Source organism: Burkholderia sp. WP9, assembly GCF_900104795.1.
In the GTDB taxonomy this organism is placed as follows: domain Bacteria; phylum Pseudomonadota; class Gammaproteobacteria; order Burkholderiales; family Burkholderiaceae; genus Paraburkholderia.
Genome location: NZ_FNTG01000001.1, coordinates 1,039,475 through 1,057,447, shown reverse-complemented (window position 1 = coordinate 1,057,447; position 17,973 = coordinate 1,039,475). Strand labels below are relative to the sequence as shown.

The window sequence follows — 17,973 nt, the reverse complement described above, 5'->3', positions numbered from 1 at the left end:
CGGCGAAAAACCCAATATTTTAGCAGGTTATCGCGATTTCAACCCGCGCGCGCGTCGCGCTACTGGCTTTGGATACCGCGCGGCGTCTGCAAAACGTCGATGAAGGCCGACAGGTCGGCCTCGCCGAGACCCATCGCCGCCCCCAGCCGCAGCAATTGCTGGACCGTCGACGAGACCGGCATCGGCGTGCCGGTCTCGTACGCGGTCGCCGCCACCGTGTCGATGTCCTTTTGAAAGGTCCGGAACGCGCCGACCGGTGCGAGGCCGCTTTGCGTCATGCGCGGCACGAAAATCTGCAACAGCACCGAATCGGCCCAGCCGCCGGCGAGACCTTCGGTCAGCCGGGAGGCGTCGAGCCCGCTGCGCTGCGCGAGGCTGACCGCCTCGGCGATCGCCGCCAACGTTGCCGTGACGATGGTCTGATTGCACAGTTTGGCGGTCTGACCCGCGCCGACTTCGCCCATGTGCGTGACACGCGACGCGTAGGCGGCGAGCAGCGGTTTGACGGCCGCGACGTCCGCCGCAGCGCCGCCCGCCATGACGGCCAGCGTCCCGGCCGTGGCGCCGGCCACGCCGCCTGAAACCGGGGCGTCGATCCAGCTCACGCCGCCGACCGACTCGCCCGCGCCTGCGTTCGTGCCTTCATTCGCGCGAATTGCCGTCAGCGCCGCCGCACGCTGCGCGAGAGCGCGCGTCGCGGCTGGCGGAATGCTGGAGTGATCGACGATCCAGCGCAAACGGCCGGCTATGGGCGCATCCCCGCTCAAAAGGCCCGACGCGCCGAAAACGGTTTCTTCGACCGCGGCCGCGTCGGCGACGCACAGCAGCACCGCCTCACACCGTACCGCGAGTTCGCGCGGCGTGTCGACCACCTGAGCGCCGTCCGCCAGCAGCGCTTCAGCCTTGGCACGCGTGCGATTCCAGACATGCACGGTATGCCCCGCGCGCAGCAGATGCCGGATCATCGGCGCGCCCATCAAACCGGGACCGCAAAAACCAATTTCCACTTTCGAACCTCGTCGGATTTCAGATTGAGTTGCGCGGACATAATAACGGCCGCGTCTGGCCGCGGTATAGCGGGCACGGCATGTGCGGATTGACTTGCTCGAGCGAGGGCCGTTCGCGGCGCTGGCGTTGCCTATACTTTTTGAACACCAACGAAGATCAAAGGAGGAAGTTCATGTCAGAACACGTCTACAAACAGATCGAACTGACCGGCTCGTCGACCAAATCGATCGACGACGCCATCAGCACAGCCATTGCCAAAGCGTCGAAAACGCTGCGCAATCTGCACTGGTTCGAAGTGACGGAGACTCGGGGCCAGATCGAAAACGACAAGGTGGCTTACTGGCAGGTGACGATCAAGGTCGGCTTGCGCATCGACTGACGTAAGGCCGGCGAGAGCCGGCAATGTCCGGCGGGAAAAATCCGAAGTAAAAAAAAGCTGCGTCCGAACCGGACGCAGCGCTCTAGAGCAGCGGTTGCTGAGACCGCCGCCTGGTCGACCTTCTGGCGCCGCTTCCTGACGCGGCACGCCACGGACGCAGTTACTTCGGCAGCGACCCGTCCACGCCTTCGACGTACCAGTTCAGGCGTTGCAGTTCCGGATCGGTGAGAGTCTTGCCGGCCGGCACCTTCACCGCGCCGGACTGGTCCTTGATCGGGCCGGTGAACACGTCCCACTTGCCGCCCGCCAGTTCGTCGCGCTTGGCCGAAACCTGCTTCTGCGCGTCAGCCGGAATCGCGGACGTGTTCAGATCTTCGAGGTTGACGGCCTTCTGCGGAATGCCCCACCACACCGGATCGTTCTTCCACTTGCCGTCCAGCACCTGCTGGATCGCCGCGTTGTAGTACACGCCCCAGTGCGCGACCACCGAACCGAGGTGCGCGTCGGGACCGAACTTCTTCATATCCGAATCCCAGCCGAACGCGTGCACGTGCTTGGCCGACGCCGTGGCGAGCGTGGCGCTCGAATCGGTGTTTTGCAGCAGCACGTCGGCACCCTGGCCGATCAGCGTTTCAGCCGCCTGCTTTTCCTTGCCCGGATCGAACCAGCTGTTGATCCAGATGACCTTGGTATGCACCTTCGGGTTCACCGAACGCGCGCCGAGCGTGTACGCGTTGATGTTGCGGATCACTTCCGGAATCGGCACCGAAGCCACGAAGCCGAGCGTGTTGGTCTTCGTCACGTAACCCGCGGCGACGCCCGCGAGGTAAGCGCCCTGGTACATGCGCACGTCATAGGTGCCGAAGTTCGGCGCCTTCTTGTAGCCGGTGGCGTGCAGGAAAACGGTGTCCGGAAAATCCTTCGCGACCTTCAGCTCGAAGTCCTGATAGCCGAAGCTCGAACCGATGATGATCTTGTTGCCCTTGTTCGCCAGATCGCGGAACACGCGCTCGGAGTCGGCCGACTCGGGCACGTTTTCAATGCGCGTGATCTTGACCTTGCTGCCGAACTTCGCTTCCGCTTCCTTCGAGCCCTGATCGTGCGCGAAGGTCCAGCCGGCATCGCCCGGATTGCCGAGGTAGACGAACGCGACGCCCGGCGCATCGGCGGCCTGCGCGCTTTGCGCGAGCGGCGCGGCGAGCGCGAGCGAGGCCGCGCCCCATGCGAAAGCGGTCAGCAGATTTCTTCTCTTCATGTTTTCTCCTGTCGTGTTTGTCGAATGATGTGAAACGTCGGGTCGATGGTCGGTCAGCCCGCCGAGAAAAACGGCTTGCCCAGCGATGCGGGCGCATTCAGACGAATCGTGTTCGGATTGCGCGAGATCAGCACCAGCACGACGACCGTCGCGACGTAAGGCAGCATCGCGAGGAATTGCGTCGGCACCGGCACGCCGATCGCCTGGGCGTAGAACTGCAGGCCGGTCACGGCGCCGAACAGCAGCGCGCCGATCAGCAGGCGCCCCGGGCGCCACGTCGCGAACACGACCAATGCGAGCGCGATCCAGCCGCGGCCCGAAGTGAGCTGCTCCTGCCACAGATGCAGATTGACGATCGAATAATAGCCGCCCGCGAGCCCGGCCATGCCGCCGCCGAAAGCCACCGCGCCGTAGCGCACGCCGACCACTGGAAAGCCCACCGAGTGCGCGACTTGCGGCGACTCGCCGACCGAGCGCAGCACGAGACCCGCGCGGGTACGGTACAGGAACCAGCCGATCACCGCGAACATCAGGAACGCGAGGTAATCGAGCGGCGTGAGGCTGAAGAACGCGGGCCCGAGCACCGGAATCTTCGAGAGGCCGGGAATGGTCCACGTGTCGATGGTCGCGCGCACCGCGGCCGACGTGTAGGGCTTACCGACATACGCCGAAAGACCAATGCCGAAGATGGTCAGCGAGAGGCCGGTGGCGACCTGGTTGGCGAGCATGGTGAGCGTGAGAAAGGCGAACAGCAGCGACATCGCGAGACCGGCGCCGATCGCGGCGAGCACGCCGAGCCACGGGTTGCCGGTGATCGCGGTGACCGCGTAGCCGGTCACCGCGCCCATCAGCATCATGCCTTCGACGCCGAGGTTGAGGACGCCCGATTTTTCGGTGACGAGTTCGCCCGCGCCCGCGAACATCAGCGGAATCGCGGCGGTGACGGCGCTCGAGGTGAGCGAGCTGGCTTGTTGAATGTCCATGGAGATCCGGCGCAAAAATCAGTGAGCAATGAGCGAATGTTGGCGAACCGGTCAGTGAACCTGGGCGGCCAGGGAGCGGCGGCGCACACGGTAGTTCACGAACAGGTCGGCACCCAGCAGGCAGAACAGCAACAGCCCCTGGAACACGCCGGAAAGCGCCTGCGGCAGTTGCATCGAGGTCTGCACCGCTTCGCCGCCGAGATACAGCAACGCCATCAGCAGGCTCGCGAGCACGATGCCGAGCGGATGCAACCGTCCCACGAACACGACGATGATCGCCGTGAAGCCGTAACCCGGCGACCACGTGGCCTGCAATTGTCCGATCGGGCCGGCGATCTCCCCCATGCCGGCGAGGCCCGCGAGGCCGCCACTGATCAGCAGCGAGGTCCAGATGGTTTTCTTGTCGGAGAAGCCGGCGTAGCGCGCGGCGAGCGGCGCGAGACCACCGACGTTCATGCGATAGCCCGCGAAGCTCTTGCGCATGAAGACCCACACGAGCGGAATTGCGATCAGCGTGACGAATACCGAGGCGTTCAGGCGCGTGCCGCGCAGCCATTTGATGTGCCAGTCGCCGGAGAAAGTCGGATAGAGCGCGTCGCCGCTGAACATTTCCGAGAGCGGGAAGTTCATGCCTTGCGGGTCGCGCCACGGGCCGCTCACCAGATAGATCAGCAGTTGCGTGGCCACATACGTGAGCATCAGGCTGACGAGAATCTCGTTGGTGTTGAAGCGGCTCTTGAGCAGCGCCGGAATCGCCGCCCACGCCATGCCGCCGAGCACGCCGGCGATCATCATGGTCGGCAAAATCCACCAGCCGGTGGCCTGATCGAAATAGATCGCGACGCCGCTCGCGGCGATGCCGCCGAGCAGCATCTGCCCTTCGGCGCCGATGTTCCACACATTGGCGCGATAGCCGATGGCAAGCCCGAGGCCGATCAGGCACAGCGGCGACGCCTTGAGCAGCAGCTCGGACCAGCCGTTCACGCTGGAGAGCGGCTCGATGAAAAACGCGTGCATGGCCTGTAACGGATCACGGCCGACGAGGCTGAAGATCAAAAAGCCGATCGCGAGCGTGAGCAACGCGGCGATCAACGGCACGGCGAGCTGCATGGTGCGCGAGGGCGTCGTGCGTGCTTCGAGTCGATACGGAAGGATCATGGGTAGCGTGTGCTTATCTGGGTTCTGCTTCTGGTTCTGGTTCTAATGCCAGGCGACCCGCCGCGCGTGCGCGGCAGACGTCGGATCAGGCGTGCGCCGGCTGTTCCGCGGATGGCGCCGCGCCTTCGCGGTCGCCGAACAGGCCCGCCATCCAGCGGCCGATTTCCTCGGCATTGGTCGCCCCCGTGGCGCGCACCGGCGAGAGTCTGCCGCCTGCGAGCACCGCGATGCGATCGCAGATGTCGAACAACTCTTCCAACTCCTCCGAGATCACCAGGATCGCCACGCCGCGCGCCGACAGGTCGAGCAGTTGCTGGCGAATGAACGCCGCCGCGCCGACGTCGACGCCCCACGTAGGCTGCGCGACCACCAGCACCTTGGGCGCCTGCAGAATCTCGCGGCCCATGATGTACTTCTGCAGGTTGCCGCCAGAAAGACTTTGCGCGAGCGCTTCGGAGCCGCCGCAGCGCACGTCGAACGCCTCGATGCAGCGTTTCGCAAACGCCCGCATCGCGCCCGCCTTGATCCAGCCCGAGCTCACCATCTGCTGACGATGCGCGGTAAGCAGCGCGTTTTCCGACAGCGTCATGGCCGGCACCGCGCCGCGGCCGAGGCGCTCTTCCGGCACGAAGCCGAAACTGAGCGCGCGCCGGCCGCCCGCGCCGAGGCGCCCTGCCGCCTTGCCGCAAATCGTGACGGCGTCGGCGCGCACGCCCCGCTTTTCGCCCGACAGGGCCGATAGCAATTCCGCCTGTCCGTTGCCCGAGACGCCAGCGATGCCGAATATTTCGCCGGCATGCACGCCGAACGACACATCACGCAGCGAGGTGCCGAACGGGTCGTCGCTTTCCACCGAGAGCTGCTTCACGTCGAGCAGCACCGCGCCCGGATTGTGCTCGCGACGCGTGTAATCCGGCAGTGAATGACCGACCATCAATTGCGCGAGCGACGCGTGGGTTTCGCCCTTCGGCTTCACATGACCGGTCACGCGCCCGCCGCGCATCACCGTCGCGGTGTCGCACAGTTCCTGGATTTCGTCGAGCTTGTGGCTGATGTACAGGATGCTGCAGCCTTCGGCGGCGAGGCGTCGCAGCGTCTCGAACAGCTTGCGGACCGCTTGCGGTGTCAGCACCGAAGTCGGTTCGTCCATGATCAGCAGACGCGGGTTCTGCAGCAGGCAGCGCACGATCTCGACGCGTTGCCGCTCGCCCACGGTCAGGCTATGCACGTGACGCTGCGGGTCGATATCGAGGCCGTAGTCGGCGGAGACTTCGCGGATACGCTTCGAGAGCGTCTTCAGATCGAAGGGTTCGTCGAGTGCAAGCGCGATGTTTTCGCCGACCGTGAGCGTCTCGAACAGCGAAAAGTGCTGGAACACCATGCCGACACCCAGCTTGCGCGCCGCTGCCGGACTGCCAATCTCGACCACCTCGCCTTCCCAGCGAATCTCGCCGGCGTCGGGCCGCACCGCGCCGTAGATGATTTTCATCAGCGTGCTTTTGCCGGCGCCATTCTCGCCGAGCACGGCATGGATTTCGCCCGGCGCGACGATCAACGTGACGTCGTCGTTGGCTCGCACGGCCGGATATTGTTTGGTGATGCCCTGGAGCACCAGCCGGGGCGCCGTCTGTTCCGGCCTGTGTGCCGGCTGCGCGGCGGCGCCGTCGCTATAAGAAGAGTCGCTCATGTGATTCCGTAGTACGCCAGTGACTGCCGGTTTCAGCGCGTCCGCCCACCTTGCCGGCAGACGATCCGTCACCACAACCGGATGACAATACCTAATTCGACCCAGTCAGTCGAGCCATCAAAATTCCCGCAAACCCGCGCCGCAGCGTGCTCTGCGGGTATCCCACTCTTGACGCGGCTTTGTGTTCATATTAAAAGTCATATACACCCACGCCCGCTCGATCAGCCAGAACATATATTTCGGAGAAGTCATGAGTCAGCAACGCGAGGCGATCGATACGTACCTATTACGCGTCTTGCATACCCTGTTGATGGAACGCAGCGTCACGCGCGCGGCCGTCAAACTGAATCAATCGCAACCCGCCATCAGCGCGGCGCTGCGCCGTTTGCGCGACATCACCGGCGACCCGCTGCTGGTACGCGGCAAATCCGGCATGGTGCCGACGGAATACGGTCTGCGCCTGCTCGAACCGGTGCAGAACGCGCTGCGCGAGATCGAACGCATCAAGTTCCAGCAGCACAACTTCGATCCGGCCACTTCCATCCGTTGCTACCGGATCGGCTGCCCGGACTATCTGAACGTGCTGTTCGTGCCGACGGTGGTCGAACGCTTTCGCCAGGCCGCGCCGAACGCGACGCTCGAGTTTCATTCGCTCGGGCCGGCCTTCGACTACGAACTCGCGCTCGAAGACGGCAAGCTCGACATCGTGGTCGGCAACTGGCCTGAGCCGCCCGAGCAGTTGCACCTGTCGAACCTGTTCGTCGATCAGATCGTCTGCCTGATGAGCAACACGCATCCCTTCGCCAAACGCGGCGGGCTCACGCTCGACCAGTACCTGAACGCTCCGCATCTCGCGCCTACTCCTTATTCGGTGGGCCAGCGCGGCGCGATCGACGTGCACCTCGCGCGCGAGCGGTTAAAGCGTCATGTGGTCGTGACCTTGCCGTACTTCAATCTGGCGCCGTACGTGCTGATCAAGTCCGACCTGATCTTTACGACGACGCGCCTCTTTGCCGATTACTACGCCAAGTTCCTGCCGCTCACCGTCGTGCCCGCACCGCTCGATTTCCCGCCGATGCAGTACTACCAGCTGTGGCACGAGCGCGTGCATTACTCCGACGAAGTGCGCTGGCTGCGCAGTCTGGTCGCCGAAGCGACCAAGACGTTGATCGACAAGCCTTAATCAGTTGTTTTGCCGGTTACCGGCGGCCGCGTGTGTCGCCGCCGGCAGCCTTGCCTTCACGGTGCTTGCTTCTTCGTTCTCTCTTCTTGTTACGCCGCCGCTTCGTAAAGCGTCTTCGCCAACCGGTTGTGCTGCTCGATGACCGGTGCAAGTTCCAGCGTCGTCAACTGCCCTTCCTTCACGACCACCTTGCCGCCGATCACGCTGTAGCTCACCTGCGAAGGCGCGCAGAACACCAGCGCCGCGACCGGGTCATGCAACGCGCCCGCAAAAAGCGGCTGGCGCAGGTCGAACGATACAAAGTCCGCCGCCATGCCTGGCGCCAGCGCGCCGATATCGTCGCGGTTGAGCACCTTCGCGCCGCCGAGCGTCGCAATCTCCAACGCTTCGCGCGCGGTCATCGCATCGGGACCGAAGCCGACCCGCTGGAGCAACAGCGCCTGACGCACTTCGGCGACCATCTGCGCGCCGTCGTTCGACGCTGAACCGTCGACACCCAGGCCCACCGGCACGCCCGCCAAACGCATGCGCTTGACCGGCGCGATGCCCGACGCGAGCCGCATGTTCGAACACGGACAATGCGCGACGCCAGTGCCGGTGCGCGCGAACAGTTCGATGCCCGCGTCGTCGAGTTGCACACAGTGCGCGTGCCACACGTCGTGACCGACCCAGCCGAGGTCTTCCGCATATTCCGCCGGCGTCATGCCGAACTTCTCGCGGCTATACGCGATGTCGTTGACGTTCTCCGCCAGGTGCGTATGCATCGACACGCCGTACTGCCGCGCCATGACCGCCGATTCGCGCATCAGATCGCGGCTCACCGAGAACGGCGAGCACGGCGCGACCACCACACGCAACATCGCGTAACGGCCTTCGTCGTGGTACGTCTCGATCAGACGCTGCGTATCCTTCAGGATGTCCGCCTCACGCTCCACCACCGAATCCGGCGGCAGTCCGCCGTCTTTCTGCCCCACGCTCATGCTGCCGCGCGCCGCGTGAAAACGCATGCCGATCCGGCGCGCTGCGGCGATGCTGTCGTCGAGCCGGCTGCCGTTCGGATAGATATACAAATGGTCGCTCGAAGTCGTGCAACCGGACAGCAAAAGCTCGGCCATGGCTGTGAGCGTCGAGACTTCGATCATCTCCGGCGTGAGGTTTGCCCACACCTTGTAGAGGCTGGTCAGCCAGCCGAACAACTCGGCGTTCTGCGCGGCAGGAATCGCGCGCGTCAGGCTCTGATACATGTGGTGGTGCGTGTTCACGAGACCCGGAATCACCAGATGCCCGCGCATATCCAGCACTTCGTCGGCGGCTTGCGGCAGTTCCGCCGTCGGGCCGACCGCGACGATGCGGTTGTCTTCGATATACAGGCCGCCGTCGCGCAGTTCGCGCCGGTCGCCGTCCATCGTAACCAGCACGTCTGCGTGCTTGACCAGCATCGTTTTCTTCGGCTTATTCGTTTGATTGGCCGTCTGTTCCATCGTCATTCGTTTCTCCGCTTCATTGCTTCCGTGCAAAGCCGTTCGAACGCGATGTGACGGCACGCCACCGTGCCGCCGCGTCCCGTCGAACGCCGTTGGCCCGGTTACCCAGCGTGTTTCCGCCGTCTTCGGGGTGCGTTGCGGCTGGTTCGTCATCGATTCCTGTTTGCTGCAACGCACAGACGTAACCTTCGACGGCCAAAATAATGCTGACAACTCACGCCAATGCGATACCCAACCTCACGCTGCCGATATAGTGGGCCTTTTTTGGCGCCGGTACGATCCGCCGGTAAGACAAATGCAGCGAAAAGGTCGGGAAAACCCGCTCGTTATGGCTTTCAGCAGGCTGTCTGTCATGCGCCAGCTATTATCTTTCCTATCTCGCGCGCGCTGAACGGAACAACCTTTTTACAATGGCTGCCACGGCGCTCGCTTCAATTCGCCGACGGGTATGTAGCCACTGACGTGGAGCCTCGATCCGCCGCAAACGTATCTGGATCGGGCTGCCGCCGAAACCTCGCATTCACATAAGGAAAATTGCGAATGGGAAAGCTCACTACCCATGTGCTCGACACCGCGAACGGCCGTCCCGGCGCGGGCATCAAGGTCGAACTCTTCGCGCTCTCAGGCGATACGCGCCGCGCGCTCAAAACCACCACCACCAATGACGACGGTCGTTGCGACCAGCCGCTGCTCGAAGGCGACGCGCTAGTCGCGGGCGAATACGAACTCGTGTTCGGCGCCGGCGACTACTTCGCGTCGATCGGCACGAAGGTTCCGGAGCCGCGTTTCGTCGATCGTGTCGTGCTGCGCTTCGGCGTGGCCGATGCCGGCGCGCACTATCACGTGCCGTTGCTGGTGTCGCCGTGGTCGTACAGCACCTATCGCGGCAGCTAAGGAGATATCTGCCACGAGGTGTTGGGAAATCGAGGTCGAGTTCGCGCCACCTGCCGATCGCGCTCGATTGCATTGCGCAGATGCTCGCGCAGACTCATGCGAGTACCCGCGAAACGCAATCGAACACATGCGGTTCCAGCGAACCCGATCCGACCCGACGAGCCAATAAAAAACGGCGCGTGCGAACTGAGCGCACCGCGTCTTTCGTCCTCAGGGGCCTGGCACCGAAAGATGGCCCCTTGGGGGCACCCCGCAGTCTGCGCAGCGACGTTTTGTCTGCCGACAACCCGCTAGCCGGGTTCCAGAAGGCACCCAACGTCGTTGCGTGTACAACGAATCAGAAGTGGAGGAGTTTCATGGAAGGCTTTATCACAGACTGGTTGAATCTGGCGATTCGCTGGTTCCACGTCATCGCCGCGATTGCATGGATCGGCGAATCGTTCTATTTCGTCGCGCTCGACAACAGCCTGAAACCGCCAACGGACCCGAACCAGCGCAAACGCGGCGTGTTCGGCGAGTTGTGGCACGTGCACGGCGGCGGCTTCTACAACATGCAGAAGTACACCGTCGCGCCGCCGGAAATGCCGGAAGATCTGCACTGGTCGAAGTGGCCCTCGTACACCACGTGGCTGTCGGGCTTTGGTCTTTTCACCGTGCTGTATCTGTTCTCGCCGAGCACTTACCTGATCGACAAGAACGTGCTGGATATGGGCCCGGTGGTCGCTGTGGCCGCGGCGCTCGGCTTCCTCGCCGCTGGCTGGATCGTGTACGACTCGCTGTGCCGCATCCTCGGTAACAAGGATAAGGTGCTGGGCATCTGCGTCGGCGTGTATGTGCTGATCGCGGCATGGCTCGCGTGCCATATTTTCGCGGGCCGCGCGGCTTACCTGATCATGGGCGCGATGCTGGCGACCATCATGTCGGCGAACGTGTTCTTCGTGATCATTCCGGGCCAGCGCAAGATGGTCGACGCCATGCTCAAGGGCGACACGCCGAACCCGATCTACGGCAAGCGCGGCAAGCAGCGCTCGGTGCACAACACGTATTTCACGTTGCCGGTGGTGTTCGCGATGCTGTCGAACCACTACGCGATGACCTACACGCATCCGTACAACTGGGCTGTGCTGCTGGTCATCATGCTGGCTGGCGCGCTGATTCGTCAGTTCTTCGTGATGCGCCACCGTGGCCAGGTGCTGTGGTATCTGCCGCTGGTGGGTATCGCGTTGATGTTCGGCGCGCTCTTCTGGACCATGCCGAAGCCGATCGTGCCGCAAGCGCAAGCCGCGAACGCGCCGACGGTGAAGGTGGCCGATATCGCCCCGGTTCTGCAACAGCGCTGCGTGGCTTGCCACTCCGCGCATCCGACGATGATGGGGAGCGCTCCTGCCGGCGTGCTGCTGGATACGCCGGATGAGATCTCGCAGAACGCGCAACGGATCTATCAGCAAGCCGTGACGTTGAAGGCCATGCCGCTTGGCAACGTGACGCATATGACCGACGACGAGCGGATGAAGATCGCCGCGTGGTTTGAAGGTGGTGCGGCGAAGTAACCACTAGCCGGGCATGCCGCCCGGCGTCGCGAAGAATCGAGCGACTTTGAAGCGGGCTTTTCGCGTGAGCGGAAAGCCCGCTTTTCATTGGCCGGCTGGTGTCGGTTTCTCCGTGACGAGCCGCATCGTCACGGGCTCGGACGACAACACGCCGGTTCCCGGCTTCAACGAGTTCTATTCCATGCGCGTGCTGGAGCCGCTCGGCGTCGCGCATCGAACGCTTCGACATCGACGCACTGGGAGTGCCGGCGTACGGCGTCGAGGATATATGTTGTTTATTGGGTTGTAATGGCACGCCGTCGGGAAGCAGAAGCTTCACGCCTGAGTCGATAGCATGGCGTCTTTGCGCTCGCCGAGGAAGAGCCTGCAATTCGAGAGACTCAAACCGGCGATAGAAGCGGCGGGTTTTTTCGCGCCTGACCCGGCGCAACGCGTGCGCCAAGTAATCGGGCAATCGCCGCTTCTCGCCAAACGGAGCTAAACGCACAACGACGGCGTAGCTCGGCTTTTGGGTTGGCCACCAAAACAAAAACCCACAGCACTGGTAATGCTGTGGGTTCTTTCAAATCAACCTGCTCGCTACGCCGTAGCGGTAAACCTCAAACCGCCACCGCGCTCAACGCATCTTCCGTGAGCCACAACGACTCCGCGAGGTCCCGCTCATTGAGATTGAGTCCATCCCCGCCGCGATCGACGACGATAAAGTCGCTCACCTCACCCAACGCAATCAGCGGATGATGCCACACGCCCTTCGCATAGTTCACGCCCTGCCAGCCGCTCGTCACGAAAGCGCGAATCTTCGACACGTCCAGCTCACCTGCCGGCGCCACGACCACCAGATACGCTTTGTCGTTCAGCGGGACGAACGCCTGGCTGCCGAGCGGGTGCCGCTCGAGCATCTTCACTTCGAACGGCAGCGTGCGCGGTTGCCCGCGAAACAGGTTCACGAGCGTACGGCCGTTCTCGTCGGCGACATCCACTTTCGCGAGATCGTGATAGCGGATCGTCGTGCCGAGGTTGATCGGGATCTGCTTCGCGCCTTCGAGTTCGATCACGTCGCCGAATGCGGCGAACGCTTCTTTCGTCAACGGTTCGATCGCGAGCGTTTTCATGATGCGAGCGTGCCCCACAGGCGCAGGCGCGACACGCCGCCGTCCGGAATGATATTGAAGCGCACGTGCGTCACCGGACCCAGTGCCGCGATCTCGCTTTCGAAATAGTGCTGGTTGTCCATCTTCAGTTTCTGTTCGCCGAGCAGCACCGGCCAGAACATGGCTTGCGTGATCAGCGAGCTGTTCGTGCCACCCGTGACATACGCGGCTTGAATCGAGCAGCGGTCCGGAAAGTTACCCTTGAAGTGCGCCGTATCGACTTCGATTTTCCTGATCACGCCCGGTTGCGCCAGTGCGACGATCGCCCAGTCGTTACCCGGCTCACGACGGCGGCGCGTTTCCCAGCCGTCTCCCATGTTCACGCCACGGCCCGGCATCAGGATCGTCGACGCTGCGCCGAAGTGCTGGTTGTTCGCCGCGACGAGATAGGCGCCGTTCTCCATCGCAGCCAGATCGAACTGCTCCGTGCGGCTCGCGCCGGCCCAATCGACTTGCGGCTGACCATACACCCGCAGACGCGCAATGCCGCCGTCCGGATAAATGTTTACGCGCAGGTGGGTGTAAGCGTTCGTGTCGCTGACTTCGTGATAATGATGGCTATTGCCTTGCAACGTGGTCGACGGCACGATTTCGGTCCATTGCGTCGACTGGTTCGGCGCGCCGTCCACCACGCGCGCGGCTTCCACCGACGCCGCCGGCGGGAAATTACCCGTGAAGTGGCTGGTGTCGAGATCCAGCCCCTTGATCACGCCCGGACGAGCCAGCTTCACGACGCACCAGTCATAGCCGTTGGCGCGCTTGCGGCGGGTTTCCCAGCCGTCCATCCACTTGCCGTTGTCGTCGTATTTGCCCGGAATGAAAACGGCCGGCTCCGGATTCAGCATGCGCTCCTTCGGTGCGAAGAAGTCGTCGCTGGCCTCGAGCGCCTGCGCGCCCAGACGCGGGTCCGCCAGGTTCACATAGCGGCGCGTGAATTCCGGTGCGTTGGGGTCGAGAATCGGGAGTGCCATTTTTGTCTTCCTTGATATTTGCCAGTGCTGAAAAAACGTTTCGGTTCGAGGTCCGCGACGCGTGGTTAAGCCTTATGCGTCGATCAGGTCGTCGAGCCTGAAACGTGCGATGCGGTAGATCTGATCGAGGCTCGCGCGCAGTTCTTCGGCGCGGCTATTGTTCACGCGCGCTTCGAAGTTCGCGATGATGCCGTGACGGTCATAACCGCGCACGGCGAGGATGAATGGAAAACCGAACTTCTCGCGATAAGCGGCGTTCAGCGCGAGCAGCTTGTCGAACTCTTCCTGCGTGCATTGCGCGAGGCCGGCGCCGCTCTGCTCGCGCGTGGATTCGGCGGTCAGTTCGCCGCGCACCGCGGCCTTGCCGGCGAGTTCCGGGTGAGCATTGATCAGCGCCAGTTGCTTCTCTTCACCGGCCGTTTCGACGATGTTCGACATCTTGCGATGCAACTCGTCGATACTGGCGAAAGGCCGTTGCTGCGCGGCGATTTCCGCGACCCACGGCGAGTGCTCGAAAATACCCGACAGCGTTGCCACGAACGCTTCGGTCGAGATGCTGTTGAGTTGGTCCAGAGTGTATTGCATCGCCTTCATGCCGCTGCCCCGCGGTTGTCTTGTTGGTAAGGGTGATGTTCGCGCCAGTGGCGCGCAATATCGACGCGCCGCGTCACCCACACGCGATCGTGCTGTTCGATATGGTCGAGAAAACGTTGCAGCGCGCGAAAACGCCCAGGGCGCCCGAGCAAACGGCAATGCATGCCGATGGAAAGCATCTTCGGCGCTTCGTCGCCCTCTTCGTAGAGCACGTCGAATGCATCGCGCAGGTACGTGAAGAAGTGGTCTGCCGTGTTGAAGCCTTGCGGGCTTGCAAAGCGCATGTCGTTGGTGTCGAGCGTGTACGGCACGATCAATTGCGGCACTGTCGTGCCGCCGGTAACGTCCACGTCCATCCAGAACGGCAGGTCGTCGCCATAGTAATCGGAGTCGTACAGGAATCCGCCGTATTCGGCGACCAGACGATGCGTATTGGGACTGTCACGGCCGGTGTACCAGCCAAGCGGACGCTCGCCCGTCACGCGTTCGATCGCTTCCATGCCGAGACGCATGTGCTCCGCTTCTTTCTCCGGCGACACGTCCTGATAGTGAATCCAGCGATAGCCGTGGCAGGCAATCTCATGACCGAGTTCCACGAACGCGCGCGCCAGTTCCGGATGCCGTTCGATCGCCATGCCAACGCCGAACACCGTGAGCGGCAGGCCGCGCTTTTCGAATTCGCGCAGAATGCGCCAGACGCCCGCGCGCGAGCCGTATTCGTAGATCGACTCCATGCTCATGTGGCGAGCCGGATAAGCCGCGGCGCCGACGATTTCCGACAGGAACTGCTCCGAGCCAGGATCGCCGTGCAGCACGCAGTTTTCACCGCCCTCTTCGTAATTCAGAACGAATTGCACCGCGACACGCGCTCGCCCCGGCCAGTTGGCCTGCACCGGGTGGCGGCCGTAGCCGATCAGATCGCGTGGGTAGTTCGGGTCGAGTGGCATGGTTTGACGAATGCGTGGTGACGTTACGTAAAATTCGCGTGGAGCTCACGTGTATGCACGTGGGGTGGGCGCGGCCGAATAAACACCGGAAACAGCGCCTGAAGCAACACAAAAAACCTTTCAGGCACCCCGCGCCGAGTTGGACCAGTGTAGCGAAAACGCCCCGGTGCGCCCATACACCGGGGCAGATAGTGCGTGTCACACTGAATGTATGTGCCGGCCCGGTTCCGTAGTGTTTACCCGCACCAGATCGGACGTTCCTGCATTTTCCGGCGCATTTGCCGAGGAAACTTCGGTAGATCCGCGCAGCGCACGCGGGTTCGGATCGGCGTCGACCGGACTGAACGATGCCAGCGCGCCGTCGTAGCGCTTGGCCAGCGGCCGCGCATAGTCGCCGCGTTTGGCGGTCGAAAGACGCAGCGAGACCAGCGCCTCGGTCCATTTCACCGCTGCTGTCACGCCTTCGATCACCGGCGCGCCGAGCGCGTCCTCGATCTCCGCGCACAGTTCGGCCATGCCCGCGCAGCCGAGCACGATCGCTTCCGAGCCGTCCTCGGCAAGCGCGCGCCGGCATTCGTCGAGAATGATGCGGCGCGCCGCCGAGCCAGGCTTGTCGAGATCGAGGACGGCGACGTCGGTGGCGCGAACGTTGCGGCAAAACCGCTTCATGCCGTAGCGCTCGGCGAGGTGCCACGCCATGCCGCAGGTGCGCGCCAGCGTGGTCACCACGGAGAAGCCAGGCGCCAGCACGCTGGCCGCGTGCATTGCCGCCTCGGCGATGCCGATCACCGGACCCCGCGCCAACTCGCGTGCCGCGTAGAGACCCGGATCGCCGAAGCAGGCAATCACGTAACCGTCGCAGCCTTCGCGCTCGCCGGCCGCAACCTCGGCCAGCAAGCCTGGCGTCGCCAGCGCTTCGTCGTAATAGCCTTCGATCGACGGCGGCCCCATGGTCGGATTCACCGCGATGACTTCAGTGCCCGGCGCGGCGACTTCGCGCGCGCAGCGGCCCATTGCTTCCGTCATGCGCTGGGTCGTATTCGGGTTGATCAGTTTGATGCGCATATCCACTCCTGTTGCATCTGCACAATTCAGCGTGCGATTCAGCGTGCAATCACGCGATAGAACAGCGCGGCGAGGCCGGCGCCAATGAACCACGAGAAATTCGCCATGCCGTCGAGCGCGGGCACCATCACGCAGAGCACGGCGATCACGGCAGCCGGCAGCAACGCGGCGACCGCCCGATAGTTCACGCCGTTGCGATACCAGTACGAGCCGGTGGGCGCAACCGTATACAGATCGTCGAGCACGATTTTCTGACGCTTCACGAGATAGTAATCGACGATCAGGACACCGTACAAAGGTCCGATGAAGCTGCCGAGAACATCGAGGGTGTAGTGGATCACGGCGGGGTTGTTGAACAGATTCCACGGCGTAATGAAAATCGATGCCACCGCTGCGAGCATGCCGCCCGCGCGCCAGCTGATCAGGCGCGGCGCGACGTTGGAGAAGTCGAATGCCGGCGAGACGAAATTGGCGACGATGTTGATGCCGATCGTCGCGATCGTGAAGGTCAGCGCGCCGAGAATCACCGCGGTCGGATAATCGATGCGGCCCACGGTTTCAACCGGGTCCGTGATCAGCTGGCCGAATACCGGCAGCGTGGCAGCGGTCGTGATCACCGTCACCAGCGAGAAGGCCAGAAAGTTGACCGGCAGCCCCCAGAAGTTGCCACGCTGCACGCTGCGAAAGCTCTTGCCGTAGCGCGAAAAGTCGCCGAAGTTGAGCATCGGTCCGGAGAAGTACGACACCACCAGCGAAGTCGCCGTGATCATCACCGGCACGACTTCCATGCCGTGATATTTGACGCCGCCCAGGTTGATGCCGATGTTGCGCCATCCCGCGCGATACACCATGTAGCCCGCGAGAATGAACATCACCACGTAGACGGCCGGGCCGGCGAAGTCGATGAACTTCTTGATGGTCTCCATGCCGTGCCAGAACACAAGTGCCTGCAGGACCCACAGCAGCATGAAACCGGCCCAGCCGAGCGTCGACAGGCCCATGAAGCCGTGATGATGGACATCGGCATACGGCAGCAGCTGGGGAACGAACTTCAACACCACGATCACCAGCGCGCTCGACGCCAGATAAGTCTGAATGCCGTACCACGCGACCGCGATCAGGCCGCGAATCACCGCGGGAATATTCGCGCCGAGCACGCCGAAGGTCGCACGGCACGCGACCGGATAAGGCACGCCGTTCGCCTGGCTAGGCTTGGCGATCAGGTTGCACAACAGGTTCACGATCGTAATGCCGACCAGCAACGCGATCAGCACCTGCCAGCTCGTCAGCCCGAGCGCGAACAGGCTGCCCGCAAACACATAGCCGCCGACGCTGTGCACGTCGGACATCCAGAACGCAAAAATGTTGTACGCGCCCCAGGTTTGGTGGCGCAACGGCGCGAGGTCTTCGTTATAGAGCCGTTCGCTGTAGCCTGCGGGCATTGACGGATCGCCGGTTGCGCCGCCGTCTGCGTAAGTGGGAATTGCGGGATTGCCGGGCGCTGCACTGAACTGAGCCATGATTCCTCCTTGGGATAGAGACCATCGATAGCGAATCGAAGGACGATGCATCGGCCATGCCAGTCGCGCGCGCTTTGCCCGTTCGGGACGAAGCACAGGCGAGCCGCCTGGTTTGCCGTGCCGCGGATATCTCCGTACTGAAGT

The 17,973-nt window shown here is 63.1% G+C and carries 16 protein-coding genes; 4 read left to right on the top strand and 12 right to left on the bottom strand.

Going from position 1 to position 17,973, the window contains the following annotated elements; translation table 11 throughout:
- Nucleotides 1-59: 59 nt before the first annotated feature.
- On the bottom strand, nucleotides 60-1,007 hold the full coding sequence (locus BLW71_RS04780) for an NAD(P)-dependent oxidoreductase (RefSeq protein ID WP_091793654.1): 948 nt from the start codon (nucleotides 1,005-1,007) through the stop codon (nucleotides 60-62).
- Nucleotides 1,008-1,180: 173 nt separating this feature from the next.
- Here BLW71_RS04780 and BLW71_RS04775 point away from each other — a divergent pair, with 173 nt between their 5' ends.
- Nucleotides 1,181-1,387, top strand: a complete 207-nt coding sequence (locus BLW71_RS04775; RefSeq protein WP_091793652.1) for a dodecin — start codon at nucleotides 1,181-1,183, stop codon at nucleotides 1,385-1,387.
- Nucleotides 1,388-1,547: 160 nt separating this feature from the next.
- On the opposite strand, the gene BLW71_RS04770 is transcribed toward BLW71_RS04775, so the two are convergent.
- The 4 genes from BLW71_RS04770 to BLW71_RS04755 form a co-directional block, all read right to left on the bottom strand.
- Complete coding sequence (locus tag BLW71_RS04770; RefSeq protein ID WP_091793650.1) at nucleotides 1,548-2,642, bottom strand: BMP family ABC transporter substrate-binding protein; 1,095 nt, start codon at nucleotides 2,640-2,642, stop codon at nucleotides 1,548-1,550.
- Nucleotides 2,643-2,695: 53 nt separating this feature from the next.
- A complete protein-coding gene (locus BLW71_RS04765) occupies nucleotides 2,696-3,625 on the bottom strand; it encodes an ABC transporter permease (RefSeq protein WP_091793648.1) in 930 nt (309 codons plus the stop codon).
- Between the two features lie 51 nt (nucleotides 3,626-3,676).
- Nucleotides 3,677-4,783 (bottom strand): ABC transporter permease, encoded by a 1,107-nt coding sequence (locus tag BLW71_RS04760; protein WP_091793646.1) that lies wholly within the window; start codon nucleotides 4,781-4,783, stop codon nucleotides 3,677-3,679.
- 85 nt (nucleotides 4,784-4,868) lie between these two features.
- Complete coding sequence (locus BLW71_RS04755) at nucleotides 4,869-6,470, bottom strand: ABC transporter ATP-binding protein (RefSeq protein WP_091793643.1); 1,602 nt, start codon at nucleotides 6,468-6,470, stop codon at nucleotides 4,869-4,871.
- A gap of 250 nt (nucleotides 6,471-6,720) precedes the next feature.
- On the opposite strand from BLW71_RS04755, the gene BLW71_RS04750 reads away from it, so the two are divergent.
- Nucleotides 6,721-7,653 carry a LysR substrate-binding domain-containing protein gene (locus BLW71_RS04750; protein ID WP_074764203.1) on the top strand — a complete coding sequence of 311 codons (933 nt, stop codon included), beginning with the start codon at nucleotides 6,721-6,723 and terminating at the stop codon, nucleotides 7,651-7,653.
- Between the two features lie 89 nt (nucleotides 7,654-7,742).
- On the opposite strand, the gene BLW71_RS04745 is transcribed toward BLW71_RS04750, so the two are convergent.
- Nucleotides 7,743-9,140, bottom strand: coding sequence for an 8-oxoguanine deaminase (locus BLW71_RS04745; RefSeq protein WP_091793641.1), 1,398 nt, complete (start codon nucleotides 9,138-9,140; stop codon nucleotides 7,743-7,745).
- A gap of 537 nt (nucleotides 9,141-9,677) precedes the next feature.
- Here BLW71_RS04745 and uraH point away from each other — a divergent pair.
- Nucleotides 9,678-10,031: a hydroxyisourate hydrolase gene (gene uraH, locus BLW71_RS04740; protein WP_012433320.1), complete on the top strand. Its 354-nt coding sequence runs from the start codon at nucleotides 9,678-9,680 to the stop codon at nucleotides 10,029-10,031.
- A 356-nt stretch (nucleotides 10,032-10,387) separates the two neighbouring features.
- Nucleotides 10,388-11,581 (top strand): urate hydroxylase PuuD, encoded by a 1,194-nt coding sequence (locus BLW71_RS04735; RefSeq protein ID WP_091793639.1) that lies wholly within the window; start codon nucleotides 10,388-10,390, stop codon nucleotides 11,579-11,581.
- Nucleotides 11,582-12,180: 599 nt separating this feature from the next.
- Here the strand turns inward: BLW71_RS04735 and BLW71_RS04725 are convergent.
- The 6 genes from BLW71_RS04725 to BLW71_RS04700 form a co-directional block, all read right to left on the bottom strand.
- Nucleotides 12,181-12,693, bottom strand: a complete 513-nt coding sequence (locus BLW71_RS04725; RefSeq protein ID WP_091793637.1) for an ureidoglycolate lyase — start codon at nucleotides 12,691-12,693, stop codon at nucleotides 12,181-12,183.
- On the bottom strand, nucleotides 12,690-13,703 hold the full coding sequence (gene alc, locus BLW71_RS04720; protein WP_091793635.1) for an allantoicase: 1,014 nt from the start codon (nucleotides 13,701-13,703) through the stop codon (nucleotides 12,690-12,692). Before alc ends, BLW71_RS04725 begins: the two co-directional genes overlap by 4 nt.
- 72 nt (nucleotides 13,704-13,775) lie before the next feature.
- A complete protein-coding gene (uraD, locus tag BLW71_RS04715) occupies nucleotides 13,776-14,297 on the bottom strand; it encodes a 2-oxo-4-hydroxy-4-carboxy-5-ureidoimidazoline decarboxylase (protein ID WP_091793633.1) in 522 nt (173 codons plus the stop codon).
- The gene (puuE, locus tag BLW71_RS04710; RefSeq protein WP_091793631.1) at nucleotides 14,294-15,244 is read right to left on the bottom strand and encodes an allantoinase PuuE; all 951 of its coding nucleotides are present in this window, start codon (nucleotides 15,242-15,244) and stop codon (nucleotides 14,294-14,296) included. Before puuE ends, uraD begins: the two co-directional genes overlap by 4 nt.
- A 198-nt stretch (nucleotides 15,245-15,442) precedes the next feature.
- Nucleotides 15,443-16,309 (bottom strand): aspartate/glutamate racemase family protein, encoded by an 867-nt coding sequence (locus BLW71_RS04705; protein ID WP_091793629.1) that lies wholly within the window; start codon nucleotides 16,307-16,309, stop codon nucleotides 15,443-15,445.
- A 38-nt stretch (nucleotides 16,310-16,347) separates the two neighbouring features.
- On the bottom strand, nucleotides 16,348-17,829 hold the full coding sequence (locus BLW71_RS04700) for an NCS1 family nucleobase:cation symporter-1 (protein WP_091793627.1): 1,482 nt from the start codon (nucleotides 17,827-17,829) through the stop codon (nucleotides 16,348-16,350).
- Nucleotides 17,830-17,973: the final 144 nt, after the last annotated feature.

Bases quoted from the DNA above. Each gene is read 5' to 3' on its own strand.
- puuE (WP_091793631.1), bottom strand. From the start codon at position 15,244: ATGCCACTCGACCCGAACTACCCACGCGATCTGATCGGCTACGGCCGC.
- BLW71_RS04775 (WP_091793652.1), top strand. From the start codon at position 1,181: ATGTCAGAACACGTCTACAAACAGATCGAACTGACCGGCTCGTCGACC.
- BLW71_RS04735 (WP_091793639.1), top strand. From the start codon at position 10,388: ATGGAAGGCTTTATCACAGACTGGTTGAATCTGGCGATTCGCTGGTTC.
- BLW71_RS04755 (WP_091793643.1), bottom strand. From the start codon at position 6,470: ATGAGCGACTCTTCTTATAGCGACGGCGCCGCCGCGCAGCCGGCACAC.
- BLW71_RS04725 (WP_091793637.1), bottom strand. From the start codon at position 12,693: ATGAAAACGCTCGCGATCGAACCGTTGACGAAAGAAGCGTTCGCCGCA.
- uraD (WP_091793633.1), bottom strand. From the start codon at position 14,297: ATGAAGGCGATGCAATACACTCTGGACCAACTCAACAGCATCTCGACC.
- uraH (WP_012433320.1), top strand. From the start codon at position 9,678: ATGGGAAAGCTCACTACCCATGTGCTCGACACCGCGAACGGCCGTCCC.
- BLW71_RS04760 (WP_091793646.1), bottom strand. From the start codon at position 4,783: ATGATCCTTCCGTATCGACTCGAAGCACGCACGACGCCCTCGCGCACC.
- BLW71_RS04705 (WP_091793629.1), bottom strand. From the start codon at position 16,309: ATGCGCATCAAACTGATCAACCCGAATACGACCCAGCGCATGACGGAA.
- BLW71_RS04770 (WP_091793650.1), bottom strand. From the start codon at position 2,642: ATGAAGAGAAGAAATCTGCTGACCGCTTTCGCATGGGGCGCGGCCTCG.
- BLW71_RS04745 (WP_091793641.1), bottom strand. From the start codon at position 9,140: ATGACGATGGAACAGACGGCCAATCAAACGAATAAGCCGAAGAAAACG.
- BLW71_RS04765 (WP_091793648.1), bottom strand. From the start codon at position 3,625: ATGGACATTCAACAAGCCAGCTCGCTCACCTCGAGCGCCGTCACCGCC.
- BLW71_RS04700 (WP_091793627.1), bottom strand. From the start codon at position 17,829: ATGGCTCAGTTCAGTGCAGCGCCCGGCAATCCCGCAATTCCCACTTAC.
- alc (WP_091793635.1), bottom strand. From the start codon at position 13,703: ATGGCACTCCCGATTCTCGACCCCAACGCACCGGAATTCACGCGCCGC.
- BLW71_RS04750 (WP_074764203.1), top strand. From the start codon at position 6,721: ATGAGTCAGCAACGCGAGGCGATCGATACGTACCTATTACGCGTCTTG.